The organism is Pseudomonas sp. N-137 (assembly GCF_034555295.1).
In the GTDB taxonomy this organism is placed as follows: domain Bacteria; phylum Pseudomonadota; class Gammaproteobacteria; order Pseudomonadales; family Pseudomonadaceae; genus Aquipseudomonas; species Aquipseudomonas rhizophila.
This window is the reverse complement of record NZ_JAXUDQ010000019.1, coordinates 29,794-56,109: the sequence shown is the minus strand read 5'-3', so window position 1 is coordinate 56,109 and position 26,316 is coordinate 29,794. Positions and strand designations below refer to the sequence as shown.

At 60.7% G+C, this 26,316-nt stretch carries 27 protein-coding genes; 12 read left to right on the top strand and 15 right to left on the bottom strand.

Annotation, left to right across the window (positions count from 1 at the left end; translation table 11 throughout):
• The first annotated feature begins 10 nt into the window (after positions 1 to 10).
• Positions 11 to 730 carry a DUF4198 domain-containing protein gene (locus tag T3A99_RS16610; RefSeq protein WP_047228653.1) on the top strand — a complete coding sequence of 240 codons (720 nt, stop codon included), beginning with the start codon at positions 11 to 13 and terminating at the stop codon, positions 728 to 730.
• Between the two features lie 195 nt (positions 731 to 925).
• Here T3A99_RS16610 and hisC read toward each other — a convergent pair whose 3' ends face one another.
• The 10 genes from hisC to T3A99_RS16560 all read right to left on the bottom strand — a co-directional run bounded on the left by hisC (position 926) and on the right by T3A99_RS16560 (position 8,901).
• Positions 926 to 1,978, bottom strand: a complete 1,053-nt coding sequence (gene hisC / locus T3A99_RS16605; RefSeq protein WP_322834579.1) for a histidinol-phosphate transaminase — start codon at positions 1,976 to 1,978, stop codon at positions 926 to 928.
• Positions 1,975 to 3,318: a histidinol dehydrogenase gene (hisD, locus tag T3A99_RS16600; protein ID WP_047228655.1), complete on the bottom strand. Its 1,344-nt coding sequence runs from the start codon at positions 3,316 to 3,318 to the stop codon at positions 1,975 to 1,977. The genes hisC and hisD overlap by 4 nt, the downstream gene beginning before the upstream one ends.
• Positions 3,319 to 3,441: 123 nt before the next feature.
• Positions 3,442 to 4,077, bottom strand: coding sequence for an ATP phosphoribosyltransferase (gene hisG, locus T3A99_RS16595; protein WP_047228656.1), 636 nt, complete (start codon positions 4,075 to 4,077; stop codon positions 3,442 to 3,444).
• 129 nt (positions 4,078 to 4,206) lie between these two features.
• The gene (gene murA / locus T3A99_RS16590) at positions 4,207 to 5,472 is read right to left on the bottom strand and encodes a UDP-N-acetylglucosamine 1-carboxyvinyltransferase (RefSeq protein WP_018614024.1); all 1,266 of its coding nucleotides are present in this window, start codon (positions 5,470 to 5,472) and stop codon (positions 4,207 to 4,209) included.
• Positions 5,473 to 5,494: 22 nt separating this feature from the next.
• On the bottom strand, positions 5,495 to 5,734 hold the full coding sequence (locus T3A99_RS16585; protein ID WP_047228657.1) for a BolA family protein: 240 nt from the start codon (positions 5,732 to 5,734) through the stop codon (positions 5,495 to 5,497).
• Positions 5,735 to 5,848: 114 nt separating this feature from the next.
• Positions 5,849 to 6,166: an STAS domain-containing protein gene (locus tag T3A99_RS16580; RefSeq protein ID WP_047228658.1), complete on the bottom strand. Its 318-nt coding sequence runs from the start codon at positions 6,164 to 6,166 to the stop codon at positions 5,849 to 5,851.
• The gene (locus T3A99_RS16575; protein ID WP_047228659.1) at positions 6,163 to 6,816 is read right to left on the bottom strand and encodes an MlaC/ttg2D family ABC transporter substrate-binding protein; all 654 of its coding nucleotides are present in this window, start codon (positions 6,814 to 6,816) and stop codon (positions 6,163 to 6,165) included. The genes T3A99_RS16580 and T3A99_RS16575 overlap by 4 nt, the downstream gene beginning before the upstream one ends.
• 11 nt (positions 6,817 to 6,827) lie before the next feature.
• A complete protein-coding gene (gene mlaD / locus T3A99_RS16570; RefSeq protein WP_047228660.1) occupies positions 6,828 to 7,295 on the bottom strand; it encodes an outer membrane lipid asymmetry maintenance protein MlaD in 468 nt (155 codons plus the stop codon).
• Positions 7,295 to 8,092 (bottom strand): lipid asymmetry maintenance ABC transporter permease subunit MlaE, encoded by a 798-nt coding sequence (mlaE, locus tag T3A99_RS16565; protein WP_047228661.1) that lies wholly within the window; start codon positions 8,090 to 8,092, stop codon positions 7,295 to 7,297. Before mlaE ends, mlaD begins: the two co-directional genes overlap by 1 nt.
• Positions 8,092 to 8,901, bottom strand: coding sequence for an ATP-binding cassette domain-containing protein (locus T3A99_RS16560; RefSeq protein ID WP_047228662.1), 810 nt, complete (start codon positions 8,899 to 8,901; stop codon positions 8,092 to 8,094). Before T3A99_RS16560 ends, mlaE begins: the two co-directional genes overlap by 1 nt.
• A gap of 275 nt (positions 8,902 to 9,176) precedes the next feature.
• On the opposite strand from T3A99_RS16560, the gene T3A99_RS16555 reads away from it, so the two are divergent.
• From T3A99_RS16555 to T3A99_RS16510, 10 genes are all read left to right on the top strand, one after another.
• The gene (locus T3A99_RS16555) at positions 9,177 to 10,151 is read left to right on the top strand and encodes a KpsF/GutQ family sugar-phosphate isomerase (protein ID WP_076383563.1); all 975 of its coding nucleotides are present in this window, start codon (positions 9,177 to 9,179) and stop codon (positions 10,149 to 10,151) included.
• A complete protein-coding gene (locus T3A99_RS16550; RefSeq protein WP_047228664.1) occupies positions 10,152 to 10,676 on the top strand; it encodes a KdsC family phosphatase in 525 nt (174 codons plus the stop codon).
• 7 nt (positions 10,677 to 10,683) lie between these two features.
• Positions 10,684 to 11,256: an LPS export ABC transporter periplasmic protein LptC gene (gene lptC / locus T3A99_RS16545; RefSeq protein WP_047228665.1), complete on the top strand. Its 573-nt coding sequence runs from the start codon at positions 10,684 to 10,686 to the stop codon at positions 11,254 to 11,256.
• Complete coding sequence (gene lptA / locus T3A99_RS16540; RefSeq protein WP_076383562.1) at positions 11,243 to 11,791, top strand: lipopolysaccharide transport periplasmic protein LptA; 549 nt, start codon at positions 11,243 to 11,245, stop codon at positions 11,789 to 11,791. The genes lptC and lptA overlap by 14 nt, the downstream gene beginning before the upstream one ends.
• Complete coding sequence (gene lptB / locus T3A99_RS16535; protein WP_047228667.1) at positions 11,791 to 12,516, top strand: LPS export ABC transporter ATP-binding protein; 726 nt, start codon at positions 11,791 to 11,793, stop codon at positions 12,514 to 12,516. The genes lptA and lptB overlap by 1 nt, the downstream gene beginning before the upstream one ends.
• 163 nt (positions 12,517 to 12,679) lie before the next feature.
• Positions 12,680 to 14,173 (top strand): RNA polymerase factor sigma-54, encoded by a 1,494-nt coding sequence (locus T3A99_RS16530; protein WP_047228668.1) that lies wholly within the window; start codon positions 12,680 to 12,682, stop codon positions 14,171 to 14,173.
• A gap of 76 nt (positions 14,174 to 14,249) precedes the next feature.
• Positions 14,250 to 14,558 carry a ribosome hibernation-promoting factor, HPF/YfiA family gene (hpf, locus tag T3A99_RS16525; RefSeq protein WP_047228669.1) on the top strand — a complete coding sequence of 103 codons (309 nt, stop codon included), beginning with the start codon at positions 14,250 to 14,252 and terminating at the stop codon, positions 14,556 to 14,558.
• A gap of 12 nt (positions 14,559 to 14,570) precedes the next feature.
• Positions 14,571 to 15,035 carry a PTS IIA-like nitrogen regulatory protein PtsN gene (ptsN, locus tag T3A99_RS16520; protein WP_047228670.1) on the top strand — a complete coding sequence of 155 codons (465 nt, stop codon included), beginning with the start codon at positions 14,571 to 14,573 and terminating at the stop codon, positions 15,033 to 15,035.
• A gap of 2 nt (positions 15,036 to 15,037) precedes the next feature.
• Entirely contained in the window at positions 15,038 to 15,895 is an 858-nt protein-coding gene (gene rapZ / locus T3A99_RS16515) for an RNase adapter RapZ (RefSeq protein WP_047228671.1), read from the top strand.
• Between the two features lie 15 nt (positions 15,896 to 15,910).
• Positions 15,911 to 16,183 carry an HPr family phosphocarrier protein gene (locus tag T3A99_RS16510; RefSeq protein ID WP_047228672.1) on the top strand — a complete coding sequence of 91 codons (273 nt, stop codon included), beginning with the start codon at positions 15,911 to 15,913 and terminating at the stop codon, positions 16,181 to 16,183.
• Positions 16,184 to 16,396: 213 nt separating this feature from the next.
• Here the strand turns inward: T3A99_RS16510 and pmbA are convergent, their stop codons facing one another.
• Complete coding sequence (gene pmbA / locus T3A99_RS16505) at positions 16,397 to 17,743, bottom strand: metalloprotease PmbA (protein WP_047228673.1); 1,347 nt, start codon at positions 17,741 to 17,743, stop codon at positions 16,397 to 16,399.
• A gap of 153 nt (positions 17,744 to 17,896) precedes the next feature.
• On the opposite strand from pmbA, the gene yjgA reads away from it, so the two are divergent.
• Positions 17,897 to 18,421, top strand: coding sequence for a ribosome biogenesis factor YjgA (gene yjgA, locus T3A99_RS16500; RefSeq protein WP_003197830.1), 525 nt, complete (start codon positions 17,897 to 17,899; stop codon positions 18,419 to 18,421).
• Between the two features lie 45 nt (positions 18,422 to 18,466).
• Here yjgA and tldD read toward each other — a convergent pair whose 3' ends face one another.
• The 4 genes from tldD to rng all read right to left on the bottom strand — a co-directional run bounded on the left by tldD (position 18,467) and on the right by rng (position 26,262).
• On the bottom strand, positions 18,467 to 19,909 hold the full coding sequence (gene tldD, locus T3A99_RS16495) for a metalloprotease TldD (protein ID WP_047228674.1): 1,443 nt from the start codon (positions 19,907 to 19,909) through the stop codon (positions 18,467 to 18,469).
• Between the two features lie 5 nt (positions 19,910 to 19,914).
• Complete coding sequence (locus T3A99_RS16490; protein ID WP_322834578.1) at positions 19,915 to 20,778, bottom strand: carbon-nitrogen hydrolase family protein; 864 nt, start codon at positions 20,776 to 20,778, stop codon at positions 19,915 to 19,917.
• 161 nt (positions 20,779 to 20,939) lie between these two features.
• Positions 20,940 to 24,743: a YhdP family protein gene (locus T3A99_RS16485; protein WP_274090007.1), complete on the bottom strand. Its 3,804-nt coding sequence runs from the start codon at positions 24,741 to 24,743 to the stop codon at positions 20,940 to 20,942.
• 61 nt (positions 24,744 to 24,804) lie between these two features.
• Complete coding sequence (gene rng / locus T3A99_RS16480; protein WP_047228677.1) at positions 24,805 to 26,262, bottom strand: ribonuclease G; 1,458 nt, start codon at positions 26,260 to 26,262, stop codon at positions 24,805 to 24,807.
• Between the last annotated feature and the right edge of the window lie 54 nt (positions 26,263 to 26,316).

Below are 26,316 nucleotides of genomic sequence, written 5' to 3'. Positions count from 1 at the left end.
AGGAAAATCAATGAAATACCCCAAGACCTTCGCCCTTCTCAGCCTGTTCCTGGCCACACAAGCCTCGGCCCATGGCCTGTGGACCGAACAACGGCGCGGCAATATCGAAGTGATCTACGGCCACGGCGCCGAGGACAATGCCTTCAAGGCGCAGAAAATCAGCGGTGCGTGGGCCTATGACCTGGGCGGCAAGATGATCCCGGTCACCGTCGAACGCTTGCCCGACCATGCTCGCTTGCAACCCCTCAAGCCACCGGCCGTGATGGCCGTGGAACTGGACAATGGCATGTGGTCCCAGACCGCTGACAAGAAATGGATCAACGAAGGCCGCACGAAGGTGCCCGGGGCGATTGAATCGACCCACACCTTCAAGTACAGCCTGGCGATCTACGAGCCGGGAGCGAAGTTGCCGAAACTTGATCAGGTCAAGTTCCTGATCCTGCCGGAAGTCGACCCGCTGACCGTAGGCCCGGGCCAGTCACTGCCGGTACGGGTGCTGCTGGACGGGAAACCGGCCGCCGGGGTGAAGCTGGTGGGTGATTACCGCAGCGCACCGGACACCGTATCAGCAGAAACCGACGCCGAAGGCCGGGCCAAGGTGCTGGTGCGTAACGAAGGGTTGAATGTGATCGCCGCGCAGATGGAAATTGCGCTCAAGGACAACAAGGACGTGGCCACGCGCGGGGTGTTCACCTCGCTGACCTTCCTGGGTGAAGAGCATCACGAGTAAGGCCCAACAACTGTGGGAGCGAGTCTGCTCGCGATGGCGGTGGATCAGCCAGATGGATGTTGACTGACACTACGCCATCGCGAGCAGGCTCGCTCCCACAGGGTGCCTCTGCTGGTTACAAAATTTGTATTCGCAACGACTCTACTGTGGGAGCGAGCCTGCTTGCGATAAGGCCATCAGCCCCCTTCCTTAACTTTAGAGTTCACCCAGGGCTTCGATCAGCGCCTGGTTCTGCTCCGGCGTACCAATGCTGATTCGTAGGAACTGGGCAATCCGCTCCTGCTTGAAGTGCCGCACGATCACGCCTTGTCCGCGCAATTTCGCCGCCAGCCCTGCCGCATCGTGCCGGGGGTGACGGGCGAAGATGAAGTTGGCCGCCGAAGGCAACACGTCAAAGCCCTTGGCCTGCAACTGCGCCACCACCCACTCACGGTGCTCGATGACCAACCGGCAGGTCTGCTCGAAATACTCCCGATCGTCGAACGCCGCCGCGCCCCCGACATTTGCCAGGCGATCCAGCGGGTAGGAGTTGAAGCTGTTCTTGATCCGCTCCAGCGCTTCGATCAGGTCCGGATGGCCCACCGCCAGGCCCACCCGCAACCCTGCCAATGAGCGGGACTTGGACAGGGTCTGGGTCACCAGCAGGTTCGGATAGCGGTCCACCAGACTGATGGCGGTCTCGCCGCCGAAGTCGATATAGGCTTCATCAACCACCACCACCGAGTCCGGACTGGCCTTGAGGATCTGCTCGACCGCTTCCAGGGCCAGCAGGCAGCCGGTGGGAGCGTTCGGATTGGGGAAGATGATCCCGCCGTTTGGTTTGGCATAGTCCGCCGGGGCGATCTGGAACTGCGCGTCCAGCGGCACTGCGTCGAACTGGATGCCGTACAGCCCGCAATACACCGGATAAAAGCTGTAACTGATGTCCGGGAACAACAGTGGCTGATCGTGCTGCAGCAGCCCGTGGAAAATGTGCGCCAGCACTTCGTCCGAACCGTTGCCCAGGAACACCTGGTTGCTCTGCACGCCGTAATAGCGGGCCACGGCGCTTTTCAGCAGATCGCTGTTGGGGTCCGGGTACAGGCGCAGGTTGTCGTTCAGCTCGGTTTGCATCGCCGCCAGGGCCTTGGGCGACGGGCCGTAGGGGTTCTCGTTGGTGTTGAGCTTGACCAGGCGAGTCAGCTTCGGCTGTTCGCCCGGCACGTAAGGCACCAGGTTCTTGACGAACGGGCTCCAGAATTTACTCATTTCAGTTTCCCCTGCCCTTCAATGGAGCGCTCATCAAGGATGCGGTATTCGGCACTGCGGGCGTGGGCGCTCAGCGACTCGCCACGGGCCAGCACCGAAGCGGTCTTGCCCAGTTCGGACGCACCTTGCTCGGAGCAGAAGATGATCGACGAACGTTTCTGGAAGTCATACACCCCCAGCGGCGACGAGAAACGCGCCGTACCGGAAGTCGGCAAGACGTGGTTGGGACCTGCACAATAGTCACCCAGGGCTTCGCTGGTGTGGCGGCCCATGAATATCGCACCGGCGTGGCGGATCTGCGGCAGCCAGGCCTGCGGGTCAGCGACCGACAACTCCAGGTGCTCCGGCGCGATGCGGTTGGCGACCTCGATGGCCTGTTCCATGTTCTCGACCTTGATCAGCGCGCCACGGCCGTTGATCGAGGTGTTGATGATCTCGGCGCGGTCCATGGTCGGCAGCAGCTTGTCGATGCTGGCAGCCACTTTGTCGAGGAACTCGGCGTCCGGGCTGACCAGGATCGCCTGGGCGTCTTCGTCGTGCTCGGCCTGGGAAAACAGGTCCATGGCGATCCAGTCCGGGTCGGTCTGGCCGTCGCACACCACCAGGATCTCCGACGGGCCGGCGATCATATCGATACCGACCTGACCGAACACGTGGCGCTTGGCGGTGGCGACATAGATGTTGCCAGGCCCCACCACCTTGTCGACCCGCGGCACGCTCTCGGTGCCATAGGCCAGCGCAGCCACGGCCTGGGCGCCACCAATGGTGAACACCCGGTCCACCCCGGCGATGCAGGCAGCGGCCAGCACCAGTTCATTGATTTCGCCGCGCGGGGTCGGCACCACCATGACCACTTCGGTCACGCCAGCGACCTTGGCTGGGATCGCGTTCATCAACACCGAGGATGGATACGACGCCTTGCCACCCGGCACGTACAGACCGGCGCGGTCCAGCGGCGTGACCTTTTGGCCCAGCACCGTGCCGTCGGCTTCGGTGTAGCTCCAGGAGTCCTGTTTCTGCCTCTCGTGATAGTCGCGCACCCGCGATGCGGCTTTTTCCAGGGCTTCGCGCTGCGGCACCGTGATCCGGGTCAGGGCCAGTTCCAGGCGCTCGCGCGGCAGGATCAGATCAGCCATGGACGCCACTTGCAGGCCATCGAATTTCTGGGTGAATTCCACCAAAGCTGCATCGCCACGCTCGCGCACAGCCTTGATGATGTCCAGCACCCGCTGATTGACCGAGTCGTCAGACACACTTTCCCAGCTCAGCAGATGATCCAGATGATGTGCGAAATCCGGGTCGGCAGCGTTGAGTCGGCGAATCGAAGTGGGAGCGGTCATAGCGAGGGCCTCATTAATGGCAAATGCTCAGGCGCCCTAAGCTACCAGTCCATTCGCGTGGGCACCTGAGAAAATTGGCTATGACACGGATAGACGGGCGCGACTCAAGGTCGCGCAGGTGAATCAGCCGCGGTGTCGCGATTCCACTGCCTTGCGCAGGGTATCGATCAGAGCCTGGATACGGGCGTGCTGCATTTTCATCGAAGCCTTGTTGACGATCAGCCGGGAGGTGATGTCGGCAATGAAATCCTGGGGCTCCAGGCCATTGGCCCGCAGGGTGTTGCCGGTGTCGACCACATCGATGATCTTGTCCGCCAGGCCGATCAGCGGCGCCAGCTCCATCGAACCGTACAACTTGATGATATCGACCTGACGGCCCTGCTCGGCGTAATAACGCTTGGCAATGTTGACGAACTTGGTCGCCACCCGCAAACGGCCCTTGGGTTCTGGCGCACCGACTTTGCCGGCGGTCATCAGCTTGCAGCGGGCGATCCGCAGGTCCAGGGGCTCGTACAGGCCCTGGCCGCCGTACTCCATCAGCACGTCCTTACCGGCAACGCCCAGGTCGGCGGCGCCATGTTCAACGTAAGTCGGAACATCGGTGGCGCGCACGATCAGCAAGCGTACATCGGCTTGAGTCGTAGGAATGATCAGCTTGCGGCTCTTGTCCGGATTCTCGGTCGGCACGATGCCCGCTTCAGCCAGAAGCGGCAAGGTGTCATCAAGGATGCGGCCCTTGGACAGTGCAATAGTCAACATGGGAAACGTCAGTCCTTATCAAGGTACTCATGCCCGGTCGCAAGCGGCGCCGGACACACATCGAGGGTGTTACCACCCTCGACCTGAAACGAAATCAACAGGCGCGTCCCTGCGCCCATGCAGCCGGACCTAGCCCGGTACGCGACGGATCTTGGCGCCGAGCATCTGCAGTTTCTCTTCGATGCACTCGTAACCACGGTCGATGTGGTAGATACGGTCGATCAGGGTGTCGCCTTCGGCAACCAGGGCCGAAATCACCAGACTGGCCGAAGCCCGCAGGTCGGTGGCCATCACTGGCGCGCCCTTGAGTTTTTCGGTACCGGTCACGATGGCGGTGTTGCCTTCGACCTGGATCTTGGCGCCCATGCGGTGCAGTTCGTAGACGTGCATGAAACGGTTTTCGAAGATCGTCTCGATCACCGCACCGGTGCCTTCGGCAATGGCGTTGAGGGAGATGAACTGCGCCTGCATGTCGGTCGGGAACGCCGGGTACGGGGCGGTCCGCACGTTGACGGCTTTAGGCCGCTTGCCGTGCATGTTCACTTCGATCCAGTCTTCGCCGCAGGTGACTTCGGCACCGGCTTCCTTGAGTTTCTCCAGGACGGCTTCAAGAATGGTCGGATCGGTGTCCTTGACCTTGACGCGGCCACCGGTGACAGCAGCAGCCACCAGATAGGTGCCGGTTTCGATCCGGTCCGGCATCACTTTGTAAGTGGCCGAATGCAGGCGCTCAACACCATCGATGGTGATGGTATCGGTGCCGGCGCCGCTGATCTTGGCGCCCATGGCGATCAGGAAGTTCGCCAGGTCGACCACTTCAGGCTCGCGAGCGGCGTTTTGCAGCACGCTGCGGCCCTTGGCCAGTGCGGCCGCCATCATGATGTTCTCGGTACCGGTCACACTGACGGTATCGAAGAAGAAGTGAGCGCCGCGCAGGCCGCCTTCAGGCGCCTTGGCCTTGATGTAGCCACCCTCGACGTCGATCACCGCACCCATGGCTTCCAGGCCGCGGATATGCAGGTCCACCGGACGCGAGCCGATGGCGCAACCACCCGGCAAGGCAACTTCGGCTTCACCAAAACGGGCGACCATCGGTCCCAGTACCAGAATCGACGCACGCATGGTCTTCACCAGTTCGTACGGGGCGATCAGGGTCTTGATGGTGCGGGGGTCGATCTCGACGCTGAGCTTTTCGTCGATCACCGGTTCAATGCCCATGCGACCGAACAGCTCGATCATGGTGGTGATGTCGTGCAGGTGCGGCAGGTTCGCCACGGTCACCGGGCCATCGCACAGCAACGTCGCGGCCAGGATCGGCAGGGCGGAGTTCTTTGCCCCGGAGATGCGGATTTCGCCATCAAGACGAACGCCGCCGGTAATAATCAGTTTATCCATAAGAATCTCGACGCCCTTGGGCTCAGGTGCGCTCGGCCCAGGCCGCGCGGCTGAAAAATTTCATAGTGACCGCATGGATGCTGCCATCGGCGATCCACGGGTTCAAATGGGCATAGATCTGCTGCTGACGCTTCACCGGGCTCAACGCCGCCAGTTCATCGCTGATCACGTTCAGCTGAAAGTTGCAGCCTTCGCCCTCAACTTCAATGACAGTTTCGGGCAGCTTTCCTTCAAGGAAGCTCTTCACTTCTACGGCCTGCATGCTCAACCTCTATCGGCGCCCTGTGCGCACGGGTCGCACATCATACAAAAAAGCCCCGCGCCTGCGAACCCCGCGAAGCAGGACTCTGACGGGGGGCTTTTTCAGGGATGTGGGTCAGGAGTGCACCAACAGCTCGGTCAGTTCGCTGACCTGGGCTATTTCGCGCATGTCTTCGGGCATCCCACGGATGCTCCAGGTTTTTCCGGCAGCTTTGGCGTCACGCATGAAGCACAGCAGCAGGGACAGGCCGACACTGCTGGACTTCTGCACCGCCGAGCAGTCAATGACCAGCTCTGCGGCGCCGGCAGAGCCGATCAGCGCCTGGCCCTGCTTGCGCAAGACCGGGCCAGTGCGATAGTCCAGCACGCCACTGAGCAACAGCTCGCCAGATTCGCCCAAACGAACGGCCGACTCACTCGCCAACTCACTCATTGCGCCTGCTTCTCTTGAGCATCCTGGGCAACTTCCTTGGCCTTGGCGACTTCACCGGCCCAACCGTCGATGGTTTTGTCCAGATCATTGCCGTTTTGCTGCATCGCATCAGCGAACTGATCGCGGAACAGCTTGCCGATGTTGATGCCATTGATGATCACGTTACGCACCTTCCACTCGCCGTTGATTTTCTCGAGCGTGTAGGACACAGGGTAGATCGCGCCGTTATTGCCCTTGACCTGCATATCGACGCTGGTGCGGTTGCCGCTTTCGTCCTTGGCCGGCGAAACGGTGATGCCCTGGTTGTTGTATTCGAGCAAGGCGTTGCCATAGAACTGCATCAGGCTGCGCTTGAAGTTTTCCTGGAAGCGCGTCATCTGCGCCGGGGTCGCCTTGCGCGAGTACTTGACGGTCATGATGCTTCGGGAAATACCGTCGGCATCCACCACGGGACCGACGATGCCGTTCAGCGCGTCGTAGAACGCCCCCGGATCCTGCTTGTATTTCTCTTTGTTGGCGGCCAGGTCTGCCAGCAACCGGGTGGTAGTGTCCTGGATGATTTCATGGGCCGAAGGCGCGGCCACGGCGTTGGCCATCAGCGGCAGCGCCGCGAGCAGCACCAACAGGCTACGTCGCAAGATAGAGATCATTCAAAAGCTCCTCATTTGGCGTCTTTGCTAACGGTATTGAGCAGGAATTTACCGATCAGGTCCTCAAGCACCAGCGACGACTGCGTATCGTGGATGGTCCCGCCATCCTTGAGCAAAGCTTCTTCACCGCCAACGCTGATACCGATGTATTTCTCGCCCAGCAGCCCAGCAGTGAGGATCGATGCAGTGGAGTCAGTCGGCAGGTTATCCACGCGCTTTTCCAGCTGCAGCGTCACCCGACCGGTGAAACTGTCGCGGTCCAGATCGATTGCCGTGACCTTGCCGATGGTTACACCAGCCATGGTCACTTTGGCTCTGACCGTCAAACCGGCGATATTGTCAAAATAAGCATAAAGTTTATAAGTGTCGGTGCTTGCGGTCGGCGCCAGGCCACTGACCCGCAGGGCCAACAACAGCAAAGCCAGGATGCCAGCCAGCAAGAAAAGGCCGACACCGATTTCCAGGGTGCGGTTTTGCATCAGAAATCTCCAAACATCAAGGCGGTCAGAATAAAGTCAAGGCCCAGGACCGCCAGCGAGGCGTACACCACGGTCTTGGTTGTGGCACGGCTGATCCCCTCTGACGTGGGCTCACAGTCATAGCCTTGAAACACGGCGATCCAGGTCACCACGAAAGCGAATACGGCACTTTTGATAACGCCGTTGAGCACGTCGTCGAGAAAATCGACACTGTTCTGCATGTTGGACCAGTAGGAACCTTCATAGACCCCCAGCCAGTCTACAGCCACCCACGAGCCGCCCCAGATCCCCACGACGCTGAAAATGATCGCCAGCACCGGCAGGGAAATGAAACCGGCCCACAGGCGCGGGGCAATGATGTACTTGAGCGGGTCGACACCGATCATTTCCAGACTGGACAACTGTTCGGTGGACTTCATGTTACCGATTTCGGCCGTCAGCGCCGAACCGGCACGCCCGGCAAACAGCAGCGCGGTCACCACAGGTCCCAGCTCACGCAACAATGTCAGCGCGACCATCTGTCCAACCGCCTGCTCCGAACCGTAGCTGGACAAGATGTTGAACCCCTGCAGCGCCAGGACCATACCGATGAAGATCCCGGAGACCACGATGATCACCAGGGACATCACGCCCACCGAGTGCAGTTGCTTCACCAGCAGCCCAAACCCGCCACCCGTCGTGTTGCGCCCCAGCAGGGCATGCATCAGAAACAGCGAGGAACGGCCCAGCACTGCCACCACATCGATGCCGGAACGACCAAACAGGCGAACTCTTTCTATCAGTGATTTCTTGCGCATCAGCGCTTCCCCAGCAGATCGGTGCGGTAATCCGTGGCCGGAAAATGGAACGCCACAGGCCCGTCCGGATCACCCTTCATGAATTGACGAATGCGCGGGCTGTCCGAGGCCTTCAATTCCTGGGGCGTACCCTGCCCCAGCACCTGGCCATCGCCGATCACGTAGATGTAGTCCGCAATGCTGGCGGTTTCGGCCAGGTCGTGGGATACCACAATGCTGGTAATACCCAGCGCATCGTTGAGCAGACGGATCAGGCGCACCAGCACGCCCATGGCGATCGGGTCCTGGCCGACGAAGGGTTCGTCATACATGAGGATCTTCGGATCAAGGGCAATCGCCCGGGCCAGGGCGACGCGGCGCTTCATGCCACCAGACAGTTCGTCCGGCATCAAGTCCAGGGCACCCCGCAGCCCGACCGCCTGCAATTTGAGCAGGACGATGTCGCGAATCATCTCTTCCGGCAGGTCGGTATGGACCCGCAAGGGGAACGCCACATTCTCGAACACGTCGAGATCGGTGAACAATGCGCCGCTCTGGAACAGCACGCCCATGTGCTTGCGCGCATCGAACAGATCGCTGCGCGACAGCTTTGGAAGATTCTGCCCATTGACCCAGACTTCGCCGGCACTGGGGCGCAACTGTGCACCCATCAGCCGCAACAGCGTGGTCTTGCCGCACCCGGAAGGCCCCATGATGCCGGTGACCTTGCCACGGGGAATGCGGATATCGATGTCATTGAAAATGCTGCGCGCCCCTCGCTTGAAGGACAATCCCTTCAGCTCGACCGCGTAGGCGTTGTCGGCACTCATCTAAACTCCTTGCGATGCAGCCTCACATCCGAATGCCCTGGCCAACCGACAAACGCCGGACTGCCGGGCACCCGAACCGGCGGCGAACTATATCACTGCAACACCCAAGCGCCCAAGGCCCAAGCCCGCGCCCGTTCAGTCCGGATACAGCTAAAAGAAGAGACTTTGTATCAAGTCATGTGAATCGCTCGAACAAAGCATGACGAACTAACGTGAGGGAATTGTTCATTGCCGCTATAATCGCCGCCTTTTCATCGAGCCATACGATCTCTGACATGAACCAAACCAGCGACCTGATTCAATCGGCACAACGTACCATCCGCCTCGAGCTCGAAGCCGTACAAGGCTTGCTGCCCCATATCGACGCTGATTTCGTACGTGCCTGCGAGATGATTCTGGCCAGCAAGGGTCGGGTGGTCGTGGTCGGCATGGGCAAGTCCGGACACATCGGCAACAAGATCGCCGCCACCCTGGCCAGCACCGGCACTCCGGCATTTTTTGTCCATCCGGCCGAAGCCAGCCACGGTGACATGGGCATGATCACTCGGGAAGACATCATCCTGGCCCTGTCCAACTCTGGCTCCACCAATGAGATCATCACCCTGCTGCCGTTGATCAAGCGCCTGGGGATCCAACTGATCAGTGTCACTGGCAATCCGGATTCGCCCTTGGCCAAAGCCGCCGAGGTCAATCTCAATGTTCATGTCGAGCACGAAGCCTGCCCGTTGAACCTGGCGCCGACCTCTTCCACCACCGCCACCCTGGTCATGGGTGATGCCCTGGCCGTGGCGTTGCTGGAAGCCAGGGGGTTTACCGCTGAAGACTTCGCGTTCTCCCACCCCGGCGGCGCCCTGGGCCGTCGCCTGCTGTTGAAAGTGGAAAACGTGATGCACGCAGGTCAGGAGCTGCCACAGGTGCCACGCGGCACGCTGCTCAAGGATGCACTCATGGAAATGACCCGCAAGGGTCTGGGCATGACGGTCATTCTCGAAACTGACGGCAAACTCGCCGGGATCTTCACCGACGGCGACCTGCGTCGCACCCTGGACCACCCGATCGACATTCACAGTACGACCATCGAGCAGGTCATGACCCCCCACGGCAAGACTGCCCGCGCCGAGATGCTCGCCGCCGAGGCCTTGAAAATCATGGAAGACCATAAGATCAGCGCCCTGGTGGTGGTCGACGACGAAGACCGCCCAGTGGGCGCCCTGAACATGCACGACTTGCTGCGTGCGGGAGTCATGTAAATGAACACAGACCTGCTGCAACGTGGCAAAGCGATCAAACTGGCCGTGTTCGACGTGGACGGCGTCCTGACCGACGGCCGCCTTTATTTCCTCGAAGACGGCAGCGAATTCAAGACCTTCAACACCCTCGACGGCCAGGGCATCAAGATGCTGATGGCCGCCGGCGTGCAGACCGCCATCATCAGTGGCCGCAAGACCCCAGTGGTCGAGCGGCGCGCGAAGAACCTCGGCATCCCCCACCTGTATCAGGGACGAGAAGATAAACTGGTGGTGCTGGACGAGCTTCTGGGGCAACTCAACCTAAGCTATGAACAGGTCGCCTACCTCGGTGACGACCTGCCGGACCTGCCGGTGATTCGTCGGGTCGGCCTGGGCATGGCGGTGGCAAACGCGGCCGGCTTCGTGCGCGAGCACGCCCACGGCATCACCACGGCGCGAGGCGGCGAAGGGGCCGCTCGTGAATTCTGTGAACTGATCCTGCGCGCCCAAGGCCGCCTCGAGGCGGCCAACGCCGCGTATCTGTGAGCCATTTATGCTAAGCAAGAAAATTCGCACCATCGTGGTGTTCGGCTGCATCGCAGCGATTTTCGCGGCGGTCGGCTATTGGAACATCAGCCCGGAACGCTTCCTCGACCGCCCTGCGGTCAAGGTCCAGGAAAATGATATCGACTGGTATGCGACCAACACGCATACCCTGCAATACCTGCCCGATGGCAAAGTGCAGTATGAAATGACGTCCGACAAAGTCGACCACGTCAAGGCCAGCGAAATCACACTGGTCACCAAGCCAGACCTGAACATGTTCAGGGGCACCGAGTTTCCGTGGCACGTGCAGAGCGAACGCGCCGAGGTCAATCCCGACGGCACCGAAGTGGAACTGATTGATTCGGTACGCATCGCCCGGACCGATGAGAAGAACCGTACGACCATCATTACCAGCAGTCGTATGACAGTCTTCCCGCAGCGAGAATATGCGCAGACCGAGCAACCCGTTAGAATCGACGGCGCCGGTGGTGTGTCGACCGGCACGGGAATGAAAGCGTATTTGAAGGAAAGCAGGATACACCTGCTATCGAACGTAAGAGGACAGTATGAAGCTCGCTAAAACCCTCCCTATTTTGCTCAGTCTGGGCGCAGCACTGGGAAGCGCGAGCGCCTGGGCCCTCCCCACCGACCGCGACCAGCCTATCCGCATCCAGGCCGACGACGCCCAACTGGACGACAAGAACGGTGTAGCCACCTATAAAGGTGACGTGATCATCACCCAGGGTTCGATGAAGGTCACCGGCAACACCGTGACCATCACCCGCACCCAGTCCGGCGACATCGACGTCGTCACCTCGGTGGGCAATCTGGCCTACTTCGAGCAGATGCAAACCGCGGGCGACACCAAGCCGGTTCAAGGCTACGGGGTAACCATTCAGTACCACGCCGCCAAAGACCGCGTGGTGCTGATCGATCGCGCCAAGGTCGTCGACAAGGACAACAACATCACCCAGGGCGAGAAAATCGTCTACGACACGGTCAAGAAGCTGGCCAGCGCCGGTCGCGCCACTGGCAGCAAGGTCACCGAGCAGCGTCCACGGATCGACATGGTCATCCAGCCGAAAAAGAAAACCGACGAGCAGAAGGCCCAGTAATGGCAACTCTGAAAGCTCAGCACCTGGCCAAGAGCTACAAGAGCCGCCAAGTCGTGCGTGATGTCAGCCTGTCCATCGACAGCGGCCAGATCGTCGGCCTGCTCGGCCCCAACGGCGCGGGCAAGACCACTTGTTTCTACATGATCGTCGGCCTGGTTCAGGCCGATCAGGGCCGCGTCCTGATCGACGACCTGGACGTCAGCCACCAGCCGATGCATGGCCGGGCGAAGGCCGGTATCGGCTATCTGCCGCAAGAAGCGTCGATCTTCCGTAAACTGTCGGTTGCCGACAACATCATGGCGATCCTCGAGACCCGCAAGGAACTCGACAAGGCCGGTCGCCGCCAGGAACTGGAAAGCCTGCTGCAGGAATTCCACATCAGCCACATCCGCGACAACCTGGGCATGAGCCTGTCCGGTGGCGAACGGCGCCGCGTGGAAATCGCTCGCGCCCTGGCCACCGCACCGAAATTCATCCTGCTGGACGAACCATTCGCTGGCGTGGACCCGATTTCGGTCGGCGACATCAAGCAGATCATCCACCATCTCAAGGCCAAGGGCATCGGCGTATTGATCACCGACCACAACGTTCGCGAGACGCTGGATATCTGTGAAACCGCCTATATCGTCAATGATGGCCAGTTGATTGCCGAAGGCGACTCCGCGACCATCCTGGCCAATGAACTGGTCAAGGAAGTGTATTTGGGCCATGAGTTCCGCCTGTAAGCGAAAAGTGTCTGGTCAATCACCTCGGCGTCGCTAATTTTATTACGTGACGCCCTAGGCAAACACTTCAGTTTCAGGCATATAATTTGCTTAAGTTTGGCGCTTCGGCGCCCTGTAGTGGATGGCGCATGTGCGCCGGCGAATAAGGTGTTAAGCCCCAGCCATGAAACCATCGCTAGTCTTGAGAATGGGCCAGCAGCTGACGATGACACCGCAGCTGCAACAGGCCATCCGCCTGCTCCAATTGTCGACCCTGGACCTGCAACAGGAAATCCAGGAGGCCCTGGAGTCCAATCCGATGCTCGAACGCCAGGAAGAAGGCGACGACTTCGACAACACCGATCCGCTGGCCGATAACGTCGAGCAAAAGACCAACACCGAAATCCCGGAACCGTCCTATCAGGAAACCGCTCCGACGGTGGATAACCTTGAGGATGGCGAATGGAATGAACGCATCCCCAACGATCTGCCCGTGGATACTGCCTGGGAAGACGTCTACCAGACCAGCGCCAGCAGCCTGCCCAGCAGCGATGACGACGAGTGGGACTTCACTACCCGCACCTCCACCGGCGAAAGCCTGCAGAGCCACTTGCTGTGGCAACTGAACCTGGCGCCGATGTCCGATACCGATCGTCTGATTGCCGTGACCCTGATCGACTGCATCAACAATCAGGGCTACCTGGACGAGACGCTTGAAGAAATCCTCGAGGCCTTTGACCCCGAGCTGGACATTGAGCTGGACGAAATCGAAGCCGTCCTGCACCGCATCCAGCAGTTCGAACCCGCCGGCATCGGTGCTCGCAACCTGGGCGAGTGTCTGCTGCTGCAACTGCGTCAGTTACCCGCCAAGACGCCTTGGCTGGCCGAAGCCAAGCGACTGGTCACCGACTACATCGACTTGCTGGGCGGTCGCGACTACAGCCAGTTGATGCGTCGCATGAAGCTCAAGGAAGATGAACTGCGCCAGGTGATCGAACTGGTCCAGAGCCTCAACCCGCGCCCAGGCTCGCAGATCGAGTCCACTGAACCCGAATACGTGGTTCCCGACGTGATCGTGCGCAAGCACAACGACCGCTGGCTGGTGGAACTGAACCAGGAATCGGTGCCCAAGCTGCGGGTCAACGCCCAGTACGCCGGCTTCGTAAAGCGCGCGGACACCAGCGCCGACAACACCTTCATGCGCAACCAGTTGCAGGAAGCGCGCTGGTTCATCAAGAGCCTGCAAAGCCGCAACGAAACCCTGATGAAAGTAGCCACCCAGATCGTCGAGCATCAGCGCGGCTTCCTGGAGTACGGCGACGAAGCCATGAAGCCGTTGGTCCTGCACGACATTGCCGAGGCAGTGGGCATGCACGAGTCGACGATTTCGCGGGTGACCACCCAGAAATTCATGCATACCCCCCGGGGCATTTATGAACTGAAATACTTTTTCTCCAGCCACGTCAGTACCTCCGAAGGCGGTGAATGCTCGTCCACAGCCATCCGCGCGATCATCAAAAAACTGGTGGCCGCGGAAAATCAGAAAAAGCCGTTGAGTGACAGCAAGATCGCTGGTTTACTGGAGGCACAAGGCATTCAGGTGGCCCGCCGTACCGTCGCCAAATACCGTGAATCCCTCGGGATCGCACCTTCGAGCGAACGCAAGCGGTTGATGTAACAGGCCACGCCACAGCGTTCCAGTGGCAGGCATTTCTGCCTGCCGCTTTATGCACTGGCAACGAAGGAGAAGCTGTATGCAAGTCAACATCAGTGGACACCAACTGGAAGTGACCGAACCTCTTCGCGAATACATCGGCGAAAAACTCGAACGATTGGAGAGGCATTTCGACAAGATCACCAACGTGCAAGTCACGATGAACGTCGAGAAGCTGCTGCAGAAAATCGAAGCCACGCTGCATATCCCCGGCGGAGAGGTGGTTGCCAATGCTGCGCATGAAGACATGTATGCCGCGATTGACCTGCTGACCGACAAGCTGGATCGCCAACTCAAAAAGCATAAGGAAAAGACCCAGAGCCTCCTCCAGGGCGCGACCGGTCGTTAACCCCCCTAATCCATGATCCGACTAGAATCCATCCTGACCCCCGGCCGTTCCCAGGTGAACGTGCCGGGTGGCAGTAAAAAGAAAGCCCTCGAACAAATTGCCAACCTGATCCACCGAGAGGTACCGGATCTGGAAATGCAGGATGTCTTCGAGGCCCTGTTTGCCCGTGAAAAACTGGGCTCCACCGGCTTTGGCAACGGTATCGCCATTCCCCATTGCCGCCTCAAGGCCTGTACAGCGCCGATCAGTGCGTTGCTGCACCTTGAAGCACCCATAGATTTCGACGCCATCGACGGCGCACCGGTCGACCTGCTGTTTGTACTGCTGGTACCGGAAGCGGCGACCGATGCGCACCTTGAGCTGCTGCGCCAGATCGCCAGCATGCTGGACCGCAAGGAAGTGCGCGAGAAATTGCGCAGCGCGCCGAGCAACGAAGCCTTGTATCAGGTTGTCCTGGACGAGCAGAACGGTCATTAAACATGCGCATGATCATTGTCAGCGGACGCTCCGGCTCCGGTAAAAGCACGGCGCTTAACGTGCTTGAGGACAGCGGCTACTACTGCATCGACAACCTGCCGGCCGGCCTGCTGCCGGAACTGGCCGAGCGCGCCCTGATCCATACCGAACTGGCGCAACCGCTGGTGGCGGTCTCCATCGATGCACGTAATCTGCCGAGCCACCTGTCGCGGTTCCCGGAGCTGCTCGCGGAAGTGCGCAATCGGCACATCCAGTGCGATGTGCTGTATCTGGATGCCGATGAGGAGACGCTGCTCAAGCGTTTCTCCGAAACCCGTCGGCGTCACCCCCTGAGCAACGCAAGCCGCTCCCTGGCCGAAGCCATTCATGACGAGAGTCAACTGCTGGGGCCGATCGCCGACCTGGCGGACCTGAAGGTCAATACTACCCACCTGAACCTGTATCAACTGCGCGACACCATCAAGCTGCGCCTGCTGAACCAGCCGGAGCCAGGCACGGCATTTCTGGTGGAGTCGTTCGGCTTCAAGCGCGGAATGCCGGTAGACGCCGACCTGGTGTTCGATGTGCGCTGCCTGCCCAATCCTTATTGGAAACCGGAGCTGCGCGAACAATCGGGGCTCGACCAGCCGGTGATCGACTACCTGGCCGCCCAGCCGGATGTCGAGGAAATGTACCAGGACATCTCCAGCTACCTGCTCAAATGGCTGCCGCGCTTTGCCGCGAGCAACCGCGCCTACGTCACGATTGCCATTGGCTGTACCGGTGGCCATCACCGCTCCGTCTACCTGACCGAACGTTTGGGTCAGCTCCTGCAACAGTCCCTGAAGAACGTCCAGGTTCGCCACCGCGACCTCAGCTAAAGGATTCACATCGCGATGCCCGCTCTGGAAATTGAAATCATCAACAAGCTGGGCTTGCATGCCCGCGCGTCAGCCAAGTTCGTCGGTGTGGCAGGTCAGTTTCCTTGCGAGATCCTCGTGGGCCGTGACCCCGAGAAAATGATCAATGGCAAAAGCATCATGGCCATGATGATGCTGGCAGCCGGCCAAGGCACCAAAATCCATCTGCGAACCGAAGGTGAACAGGAGCAGGAGGCGCTGGATGCGTTGGTGGGGCTGATCAACAACTACTTCGATGAAGGCGAATAGCCTTAAGCTCTGAAGCAGATTCATTGTGGCGAGGGGATTTATCCCGGCTGGGGTGCGAAGCAGCCCCAAAACCTGACACGGCGATGAGTCAGGCAGTTTGAATGGGGCGCTTCGCACCCCAACGGGGATAAATCCCCTCGCCACAAGGTTCCTCTAAATATAAAAAGGCGCGTCATCCACTTGGATGACGCGCCTTTTTTACTGCGCTGAAGGTCAGCTACCCGCTACCGTCATTCGCTCGATCAACACCGAGCCGGTGCGGATGTTGCTGCGCAGTTCCAGGTCGTTACCCACCGCCAGGATCTGCTTGAACATATCGCGCATGTTACCGGCGATGGTGACTTCCTGGACGGCAAACTGAATCTCGCCGTTCTCGACCCAGAACCCCGCCGCGCCGCGAGAATAGTCCCCGGTGACCATGTTCAGGCCATGCCCCATCAGTTCCGTCACCAGCAGGCCACGGCCCATGCGACGCAGCAAGGCTGCCTGGTCCTCTTCGCCATGGGTCACGAACAGGTTATGCACGCCACCGGCATTGGCGGTGCTGGGCATGCCAAGCTTGCGACCGGAATAGGTGCCGAGAATATAGGACACCAGTTCGCCATTCTCCACGAATGGCTTGGCGTAGGTGGCCAGGCCATCGCCGTCGAAGGCCGAGCTGCCCATGGCCTGCATCAGGTGCGGACGCTCATCGATGGTCATCCACTCCGGGAACAGTTTCTGGCCGAGTGCCCCTTCGAGAAACGATGATTTGCGATACAAATTGCCGCCGGAGACCGCCGACAAAAAGCTGCCAAACAACCCGCCGGCCAGTTCGGCGGCAAACAGCACCGGCACTTCACAGGTCGGCACCGGCCGCGCACCCAAGCGGCTGGCCGCCCGCTGCGCGGCTTTGCGGCCAATACTCACCGGATCTGCCAGACGATTGCCCTGGCGGTTCACGTCATACCAGTAGTCGCGCTGCATCTGGCCGTTGGCTTCGGCGATCATAACGCAACTGAGGCTGTGCCGGGTCGACGCATAACCACCGATAAAACCGTGGCTGTTACCGTATACACGGCAGCCCTGATGGGTATTGAGGGTCGTGCCGTCGGCGTTTTTGATTCGCGGGTCGGCGTCGAAAGCCGCCGCTTCACAGCGCAACGCCTGCTCGATGGCTTGTTCCGGGGTGATGTCCCAGGCGTGGAACAGGTCGAAGTCTCGCAGTTCCTTGCACATCAGCGCAGCATCGGCCAGGCCCGAAGCTTCGTCCTCGGAGGTGTGCTGGGCGATCGCCAGCGCAGCGGCAACGGTTTCACGAATGGCGTCAGGACCACTGGCCGACGTGCTGGCCGAGCCCTTGCGCTGGCCGGCGTACAACGTGATGCCAAACCCCTGGTCGCGATTGAATTCGACGGTCTCCACCTCGCGCTGGCGTACCGATGTCGACAAACCTTGTTCCAGAGAGACCGCCACCTCACACGCACTGGCGCCCTGTCGCTTGGCTTCGGCAAGGATCTGCTCGACTTGTTCCTGCAGTGCCGGCAATGCTTGCGGGCCGACGCTCTGAACTGCACTCATGGTGTATCTCCACTCAAATTCTGCTTTCGGTCAGGGTTTGTACGAATAGTGCCTTCGCGACTTTGCGTACAAACCTGAGGCCTTCGTGCGACCGGGCCGGACAAGCGGCCCCCGACTGGTTATCATGGCGGCGTTTCTTTGCGGACTGCCACCATGGTTGATTCTTACGACGACTCCCTCTACGAGGGTGAAAAAAGCAAATCCCAGGTCAAACGCGAGCTGCATGCTCTGGTTGACCTCGGCGAGCGCCTGACAACACTCAAGCCTGACTTGCTGGCCAAACTGCCTCTGACCGACGCCTTGCGCCGGGCCCTGGCCGATGCGCCCAAGCACACCGCGAATATCGCGCGTAAACGGCACCTGCAATTCATCGGCAAACTGATGCGCGACCAGGACACTGACGCCATCCTGGTTCTGCTCGATCAACTCGATGCCTCTACCCGGCAGTACAACGAACGCTTCCATAACCTGGAGCGCTGGCGCGATCGCCTGATCGCAGGCGATGACGGCGTACTGGAAAAATTCGTCATCGACTACCCGGAGGCTGACCGTCAGCAACTGCGCTCCCTGATCCGTCAGGCCCAGCACGAGTTGGCGCAAAACAAGCCACCGGCCTCGAGCCGTAAAATCTTCAAATACATTCGTGAGCTGGACGAAACCCAACGCGGCCTGCGCTGAGTAACGACCGTGGGTGGAGGCCTCGCACTCCACCCAGCGCTCCCGTCATGCGCCCGTGCCACCCACGGTAATCGCATCAATCTTCAGGGTCGGCTGACCGACACCCACCGGTACTGACTGCCCATCCTTGCCGCACGTCCCCACGCCGCTGTCCAGCGCCAGATCGTTACCGACCATCGACACCTTGCTCATCGCCTCCGGCCCGTTGCCGATCAGGGTCGCGCCCTTGACCGGCGCAGTGATCTTGCCGTCTTCGATCAGGTAAGCCTCACTGGTGGAAAACACGAATTTGCCGCTGGTGATATCCACCTGGCCGCCGCCGAGGTTGGCGCAGTAAATACCCTTTTTCACCGAAGCGATGATTTCCGCCGGATCGCTCTGACCGCCCAGCATGTAGGTGTTGGTCATGCGCGGCATCGGCAGATGCGCGTAAGACTCGCGGCGACCATTGCCGGTACGGGCCACGCCCATCAGGCGGGCGTTGAGCTTGTCTTGCATATAGCCCTTGAGCACGCCGTTCTCGATCAGGGTGGTGCATTCGGTCGGGGTGCCTTCATCGTCGACGCTCAGGGAGCCGCGACGCCCGGCCAGGGTGCCATCATCGACGATGGTGCAGAGTTTCGAAGCGACCATTTCGCCCATGCGGCCGCTGTAGGCCGAGCTGCCCTTACGGTTGAAATCGCCTTCCAGACCGTGCCCCACCGCTTCGTGCAGCAGCACACCGGACCAGCCAGAACCCAGCACCACCGGCAATGTGCCGGCCGGCGCCGGGATCGCTTCCAGGTTGACCAAGGCCTGGCGCAGCGCTTCGCGGGCGTAACCCATGGCGCGATCTTCGCTGAGGAAATAACGGTAATCGGTGCGTCCGCCGCCACCATGGCCGCCGCGCTCGCGACGACCGTTCTGCTCGACGATCACACTGACATTGAAACGCACCAGCGGCCGGACGTCCGCCGCCAGACCGCCGTCGGTGGACGCCACCAGGATCCGCTCCCAGACCCCGGCCATGCTCACCGATACTTGCTGGATGCGTGGATCAAGGGCGCGAGTGGCGACGTCGATGCGCTTGAGCAGCTCGACCTTTTCGGCGCGGCTCATGACTTCCAGCGGGTTGTCCGGCGCATACAACTGCGTCACGTCCTGGCTGCTGAAGGCCTGTACCTTGCCGTTCTGCCCGGCCCGGGAAATCGAACGAGCGGCACGGGCTGCGGCGCCCAGTGCTTCAAGGGTGATGGCGTTGCTGTAGGCAAAGCCGGTTTTTTCCCCGGACTGGGCACGCACACCCACACCCTGGTCAAGGTTGAAACTGCCTTCCTTGACGATGCCGTCTTCCAGCGACCAGGACTCGGAGATCATCCCTTGGAAATACAGGTCGGCTGCATCGATGCCCGGGCCGGCCAGGTCGCCCAGCACCCCTTGCAGGCTTTCGAGGGTGACGCCACCGGGGGCTAAAAGGTGTTCACTGACTGAGGATAACAACCCGCTCATATGTTCTACGCCTTGAATTCGTCGTCTTGGACAGGCCGCTGTCGAGCGCCCTGCGAGAAAAAGCGCCGATGGCTAGCCACCGGCATACGCGCCCGGATGGACGCCTGTTCGCTGCTGTCGCGCTCGGCCAGCAAAACGGCCTCGCCTTGATCCTGTTGCGCCAGCACACGGCCCCACGGATCGACTATCGCTGCATGGCCAAAGGTTTCCCGTGGCCCTGGATGCAGCCCACCCTGAGCGGCTGCCAGCACATAACACTGGGTCTCGATAGCCCGGGCGCGAATCAACACCTCCCAATGGGCAGCGCCAGTCACTGCGGTAAACGCCGAAGGCGCGGTGATCAATTCAGCCCCGGCGGCGCGCAGTTCGCTATAGAGTTCCGGGAAACGCAAGTCATAACAAACCGTCAGACCAACCCGCCCTACAGGTGTATCGGCCACTACCACGTTGTAGCCATAAGCATAGTCATCAGACTCGCGATAACGACCGCGATTGTCTGCCACGTCCACATCGAACAGGTGCAGCTTGTCGTAGCGCGCGACAATCTGGCCCTGATCATCGATCAGCAACGAGCAGGCATGCACCCTGGCGTCCGGTTGTTCCATCGGCGGCAACGGCAACGTGCCGGCCACAATCCATAACTTGAGGTCACGGGCGGCCTGTTTCAACCAGGGCAGGATCGGTCCCTGACCAAAGGCCTCGGCACGACCGATGTCCGCCACATCCCGCCGGCCCATGGCCGCGAAGTTTTCAGGCAGCACCGCCAGCCTTGCGCCGCCAGCGGCAGCCTGTTCCAGCAGCACACGAGCGCGGGCCAGATTGGCGAGCACATCGCTTTGACTGACCATCTGAATCACTGCCACTGGCATGGTGCTTCCCTCTTTTTTATCCTCGCTCGAGGCGGCTGTGGGAGCAAAGCTTGCTCGCGATGAGGCAGGTACATCCAACATATAGGCTGGCTGATACACCGCAATCGCGAGCAAGCTTTGCTCCCACAGGCTCGCTCCCACAAGGGGGATGTCATCGCCTGTCAGAACGGCTTGTCGAAGGTAATCTTCGGCTCTTTCCACGGCCCCTTGACGTCGTATCTTACGCTGGCAAAGCGCGCCACACGGTCGCCAATCAGTTTGTCGATCAGAAACAGCGCCCCACCCACCGCTGGCGCGCCGACAATCAGCGCTGCAATCGGCAGGTTGTTGGTCACCGGCAGCGTCACCTGCAACTTGGCGTCGACCCGATCGGCCACCATGTCCAGTGTGCCGTTGAGCTCCAGATTGCTCGACGGTCCCGTCAGGGTGATGGGTTCACGGGTCACGTAAACACCGTCGCTCGCCACCAGCAGCCCCTTGACCCGATCGTAACTCAAGCCTTTGCCGAACAGGTCAGAGAAGTCCAGGCGCAATCGGCGGCCGATGGAGTTGAAGTTCAGCAAGCCAAATACCCGCAGCGCCTGGGCGCCGCCTTCCAACTCGACGAACTGGCCCTTGCTCAGCGACGCATCCAGACTCCCGGAGAAGCGCTTCGTGGCGACCCACGCTGGCGAGCCAGGCCAGCGACCATCGACGTCCAGGCGGAATTTCTCGCTGGTCACGCTCGGCGCATAGCCCCAGCCCTTGAGCACATCGGCCAGGTTCTTGCCACCGATGCGGCCTTTGTACCAACTGCTGGTGGAGCCGGGGACGCCTTCCCAGCCGCCATTGCCGTTCAAGACCATGCCCTTGAGGCCCATGTCCAGGTTGTTCAAGGCAATGCCCTTGCCTGTCGGACGCACCTTCAACGACCAGGCACCAATGAGGTCGGGCCCCTGGAATAACTGGTCAATGACAATATCCATGGCCGGAATGTTGCGGGGATCGACCGAGGCCAGCGGGTCCGGCGCGTTTTCGTCGGTCTGGACCGTCGGGTCGGCGGCCGGCAGGCGAATGTAGTCAAGCTTGATACCGATCGGTGCGGCCTTCGCGTCCGGCAGACTGGCGGTGCCCTTGGCCTGCTCGCTGGCAAGTCGCAAAGCCCAGGCGTCAGGCTTGCGGTCCAGTTGCACCGAAGCCCGGTCCAGGGTCGTGCCCATGGCGGTGAGCTTGCCGATGTTCAGATCGACGCTGCTAAGCAGTTGTTTGGCGCTACCGCCCGGATCCTGCCCCGCATACTTGCCCACCAGCTCCTGCCACGGACTCACATCCAGCTGCGACAGCGTCCCGCGCAGGCGCAGGCCCTTGCCTCCCGGCAGAATCGCATCACCGTTACCGAGCAAGAGTTCACCGCGACCGTCTGCAACCTGTCCGTTCGGCGCCGCGTAGGTGAAGCTGGCCAGGTCGCCATAATCCACCCAGTAACGGCGCTCCGCGCCTTGCAAGGTCATGCGAAACACCGTGTCACGCCCGGCATCGGGCGCCAACCCGAAGGGCGCGGGCAGATCCACGGCCACGCCCTTGAGACTGGAACTGACCGACAGTTGGCTGTCGGCACCGTCGAGGATCACCTGCAACTGATACGGCACCACGCCAGTCACCGGCAATGGTTGTGTAACCTTCAGCCAGTCAGTGAGTTTCTTGACCTCCACCTGTCCGGAGGCGGCCACCCGCGTAGTCAGTTCACCGGCACGGCCTTCGGCAAAAATCTGCGCGGTCACGGGCCGGTCGAACGCTCGGGCCGCGATATTCTTGCCGCTCAGTCCTTTGTTGCTGTCGAAGCGGAAATCGCCCTTGAGCTGCGTCAGCTCCAGCACCGGCTCGCTGAGCTTGAGCCGGGCCTTGTCGGTCTTGAAGTCCACCAGAATCTTCGGTTGTTCGCCTTTCGCCAAAGGAATATCCAGCTTCACACTGCCTTGCAGGTCGCCCTCGCCTTCCCAGCCGGCGAATGTCTGCGCCGTACCGATCGGCGCCGTCTGCAGGATTTTCAAACCGTCGCCCAAGCCACCGGCGAACTCGCCGTCCAACAGCAGATGGGAATTCTGGCCGCTGGGCACATGGGGGATGTTCACCGAAACATTCCTGACCTGGGTGTCCAGCAACTGCCCCTGGCTGGCAAAGATACGCACGCCGCTGTCTTCGACGAAAACATCCCCGCTGACCTTGCTCACCGAAGGCCAACCCGGCTGGAAGGCCAGCTCGGCATCATGCACCTTGAAAAACAGGCTGATGCTGCGAGCCGCGTCTTCGGCACCGTGGTTCAGCGAACCTTGATACTGGAAAAAACCCTGATCCACCGCGCCCTTGACGATTGCCGTGCGCAGCCACTCATCCAGCGCAGGACTCAGGACAGCAGGCAGATACTTGGCGGTATAGCGACCGTCGCCATCCACCAGGCCGACCCGCAGGTCCATGTAGTCTTCCTGGCTGTGGTCGAAATGCAGGCGAATCAGGAAGTCACCGGCAATCCGGCCCTCCTCCCCCAGTACCTTCAGGTACGGCGCAATCAGCGTGAAACCCTGCTTGTCCAATTTCCAGGTCAGCCGGGCGTTAGCCTGCAAGTATTGCCAGGGCTTGGCGAAGATCGGGTCCAGGTGCAGGGAAAAATCCTTGCTGTCCATGCGCAGCTCACCGCCGCCCAGGTCGCCGCTCAGGCTCCCGGACACGTTGCGCGCCGCCGGGGCGCCGCGATAGGCATCAAAACCTACGGTGTCCAGGTTGGTGGCGAAGCTGACTTTCTGATCACCGCTGTTCTGCGGGCGGTAGTCCACCAGCACGTTGCGCAGGCCGCCCGTGAACTTGAGCCGGTCGATTGCCGTGGCAACGCCTTCGGGCAACGGCGCCAGGGCATGGAGCAACGGCGTCAGCGGCGTGAGGTCGAGGCGATCAGCCTGCACATGCCAGAGTTCTTCGGTTTTTTCGGTGGCGTTGTTCTGTTGCAACTGCAGGCGCGATTCCCAACGGGTTTCGCCCAGGCTCATTGCCAGGGAATCGAAGGTTGCGCTGAATCCCTGGTCGCTGCGCTGGAAATACCCGTTGAGCGCCAGGTTATGGATCTGCACCGGCTTGCGCTCGGCATAGGCGCCCTGGATGTCCGGCGCGTTCAGTCGAATGGCCGCGCTTTGCACGGTGCCCGCGCCCCAGCTCAGCCAGAACTCTGCGCCAGCCTTGATCCGGGAAAAATGCCATTGTCGGGTCAGGCGTTCCGGCAGCCATTTGGACCAATCGCTTTGCGGCAGACTCAGGTAGACATCGGCCTGGCCGTTCTTCCAGTCGCTGGCACGGATACGGGTGCGCAGGTTGATCGCGACGGGTTGGCCGTCAGGCAGGGTCAGTCGGGCATCCAGACGCTGACGGGCAACACCGGTGCGCAGGCTCAGGCCAACATAGGTCAGGGTCAGCGGCGGTTGTTCCAGCGGCTGCAAGGTCACCTGGCTGTCGAGCACCGACAGCTTCGAGATCATCTGCATACGTTCGAGCAGTTGCTGGGGATCCAGGGGCTGATCGTCCTGCACTGGCAGCCCCTCCAGGGCCCACTTGCCGTCGGCGTCTTCCTTGAGGCTGATCTTCAGGCCGCTGAGTTCCAGGTGAGCAATGCGCACCTGACGCGCCACCAGGCTGCCCCACAAGTCCGGCACGGCCCGCACCTGATCCAGATGCAAGGCATTGGCGCCCTCGCCGACCATCACGTCGTGGGCCAGCAGGATGGGGGCCAGGGCGCTCCAGCTACCGTCCAGGCTGCCGATATGCACGGGGATGCCCAACGCTTCGCTGGCGCGGGTCTGGACCTCGGCGCGGTATTCGGCCACCAGCGGAGCCAGTTCTCGCCCGAGGCTGACATACAGTGCCACCAGCACCAACAGCAGCGCGCACAGGCCCAGGCCCCAACGGGTCAGCGCGGCCAAAATGCGTGTCAGACGCTCCATGTCAGCGGGCTCCCCTGGCAAAAGTATTCAAATCCGCGGGGCTGCCGCTCATGAAGCCACTTCAGAGCAGCACCACGTCGTATTGTTCCTGGGAATACATGGTTTCCACCTGAAAGCGAATCGTGCGACCGATAAAGGCCTCCAGTTCCGCAACGTTCCCTGACTCTTCATCGAGCAGGCGATCCACCACTTTCTGGTTCGCCAACACTCTATAACCTGTGGCCTGGTAAGCGCGTGCCTCCCGGAGGATTTCCCGGAAGATTTCGTAACACACGGTTTCCGGGGTCTTGAGCTTGCCCCGGCCCTGGCAACTGCTGCACGGTTCGCACAGCACCTGCTCAAGGCTCTCGCGAGTGCGCTTGCGGGTCATCTGCACCAGGCCCAGTTCGGTGATCCCGATGATGTTGGTCTTGGCGTGGTCGCGCTCGAGTTGTTTCTCCAGGGTCCGCAGCACCTGGCGCTGGTGCTCTTCATGCTCCATGTCGATGAAGTCGATGATGATGATTCCGCCCAGGTTGCGCAGGCGCAGCTGACGAGCGATGGCGGTGGCCGCTTCCAGGTTGGTCTTGAAGATGGTTTCTTCGAGGTTGCGATGGCCGACGAACGCCCCGGTGTTGACGTCAATGGTGCTCATGGCCTCGGCCGGGTCCACCACCAGGTAGCCGCCGGACTTGAGCGGCACCTTACGCTCCAGGGCCTTCTGGATTTCGTCTTCGACGCCGTACAGGTCGAAAATCGGCCGCTCGCCGGGGTAATGCTCGAGACGATCAGCGATTTCCGGCATCAGCTCCGCCACAAACTGGGTGGTTTTCTGGAAGGTTTCCCGGGAATCGATGCGGATTTTCTCAATCTTGGGGCTGACCAGGTCCCGCAGGGTCCGCAATGCCAGACCGAGGTCTTCGTAGATCACGCTGGGGGTGGCGATGGTCTTGATCTGATCGGCAATCTGGTCCCAGAGCCGGCGCAAATAGCGGATGTCCATGAGAATTTCATCGGCCCCGGCCCCTTCGGCGGCGGTGCGCAGGATGAAACCTCCAGCTTCCTTGATGCCCTCTTTCTCCACGCAATCGCTGACCACCTGCTTGAGGCGCTCGCGCTCGGCTTCATCTTCGATCTTCAGGGAAATGCCGACGTGAGCGGTACGCGGCATGTACACCAAGTAGCGCGACGGAATCGACAACTGCGTGGTCAGGCGCGCGCCCTTGGAACCGATGGGGTCCTTGGTGACCTGGACCACCAGGCTCTGGCCTTCATGAACCAGGGCACTGATGCTCTCCACGGCCGGGCCTTCACGCATGGATATTTCCGAGGCATGAATGAACGCCGCACGATCCAGGCCAATATCGACGAACGCCGCCTGCATGCCCGGCAACACCCGCACCACCTTGCCTTTATAGATATTGCCGACGATCCCACGTTTTTGCGTGCGCTCGACGTGAACTTCTTGCAGAACACCGTTTTCAACCACCGCCACGCGCGATTCCATCGGCGTGATGTTGATCAGGATCTCTTCACTCATGGCAGGGTCTCGTTCAGGCGTGTTCACGATAATGGCCGCATCAAGTCAGACGGC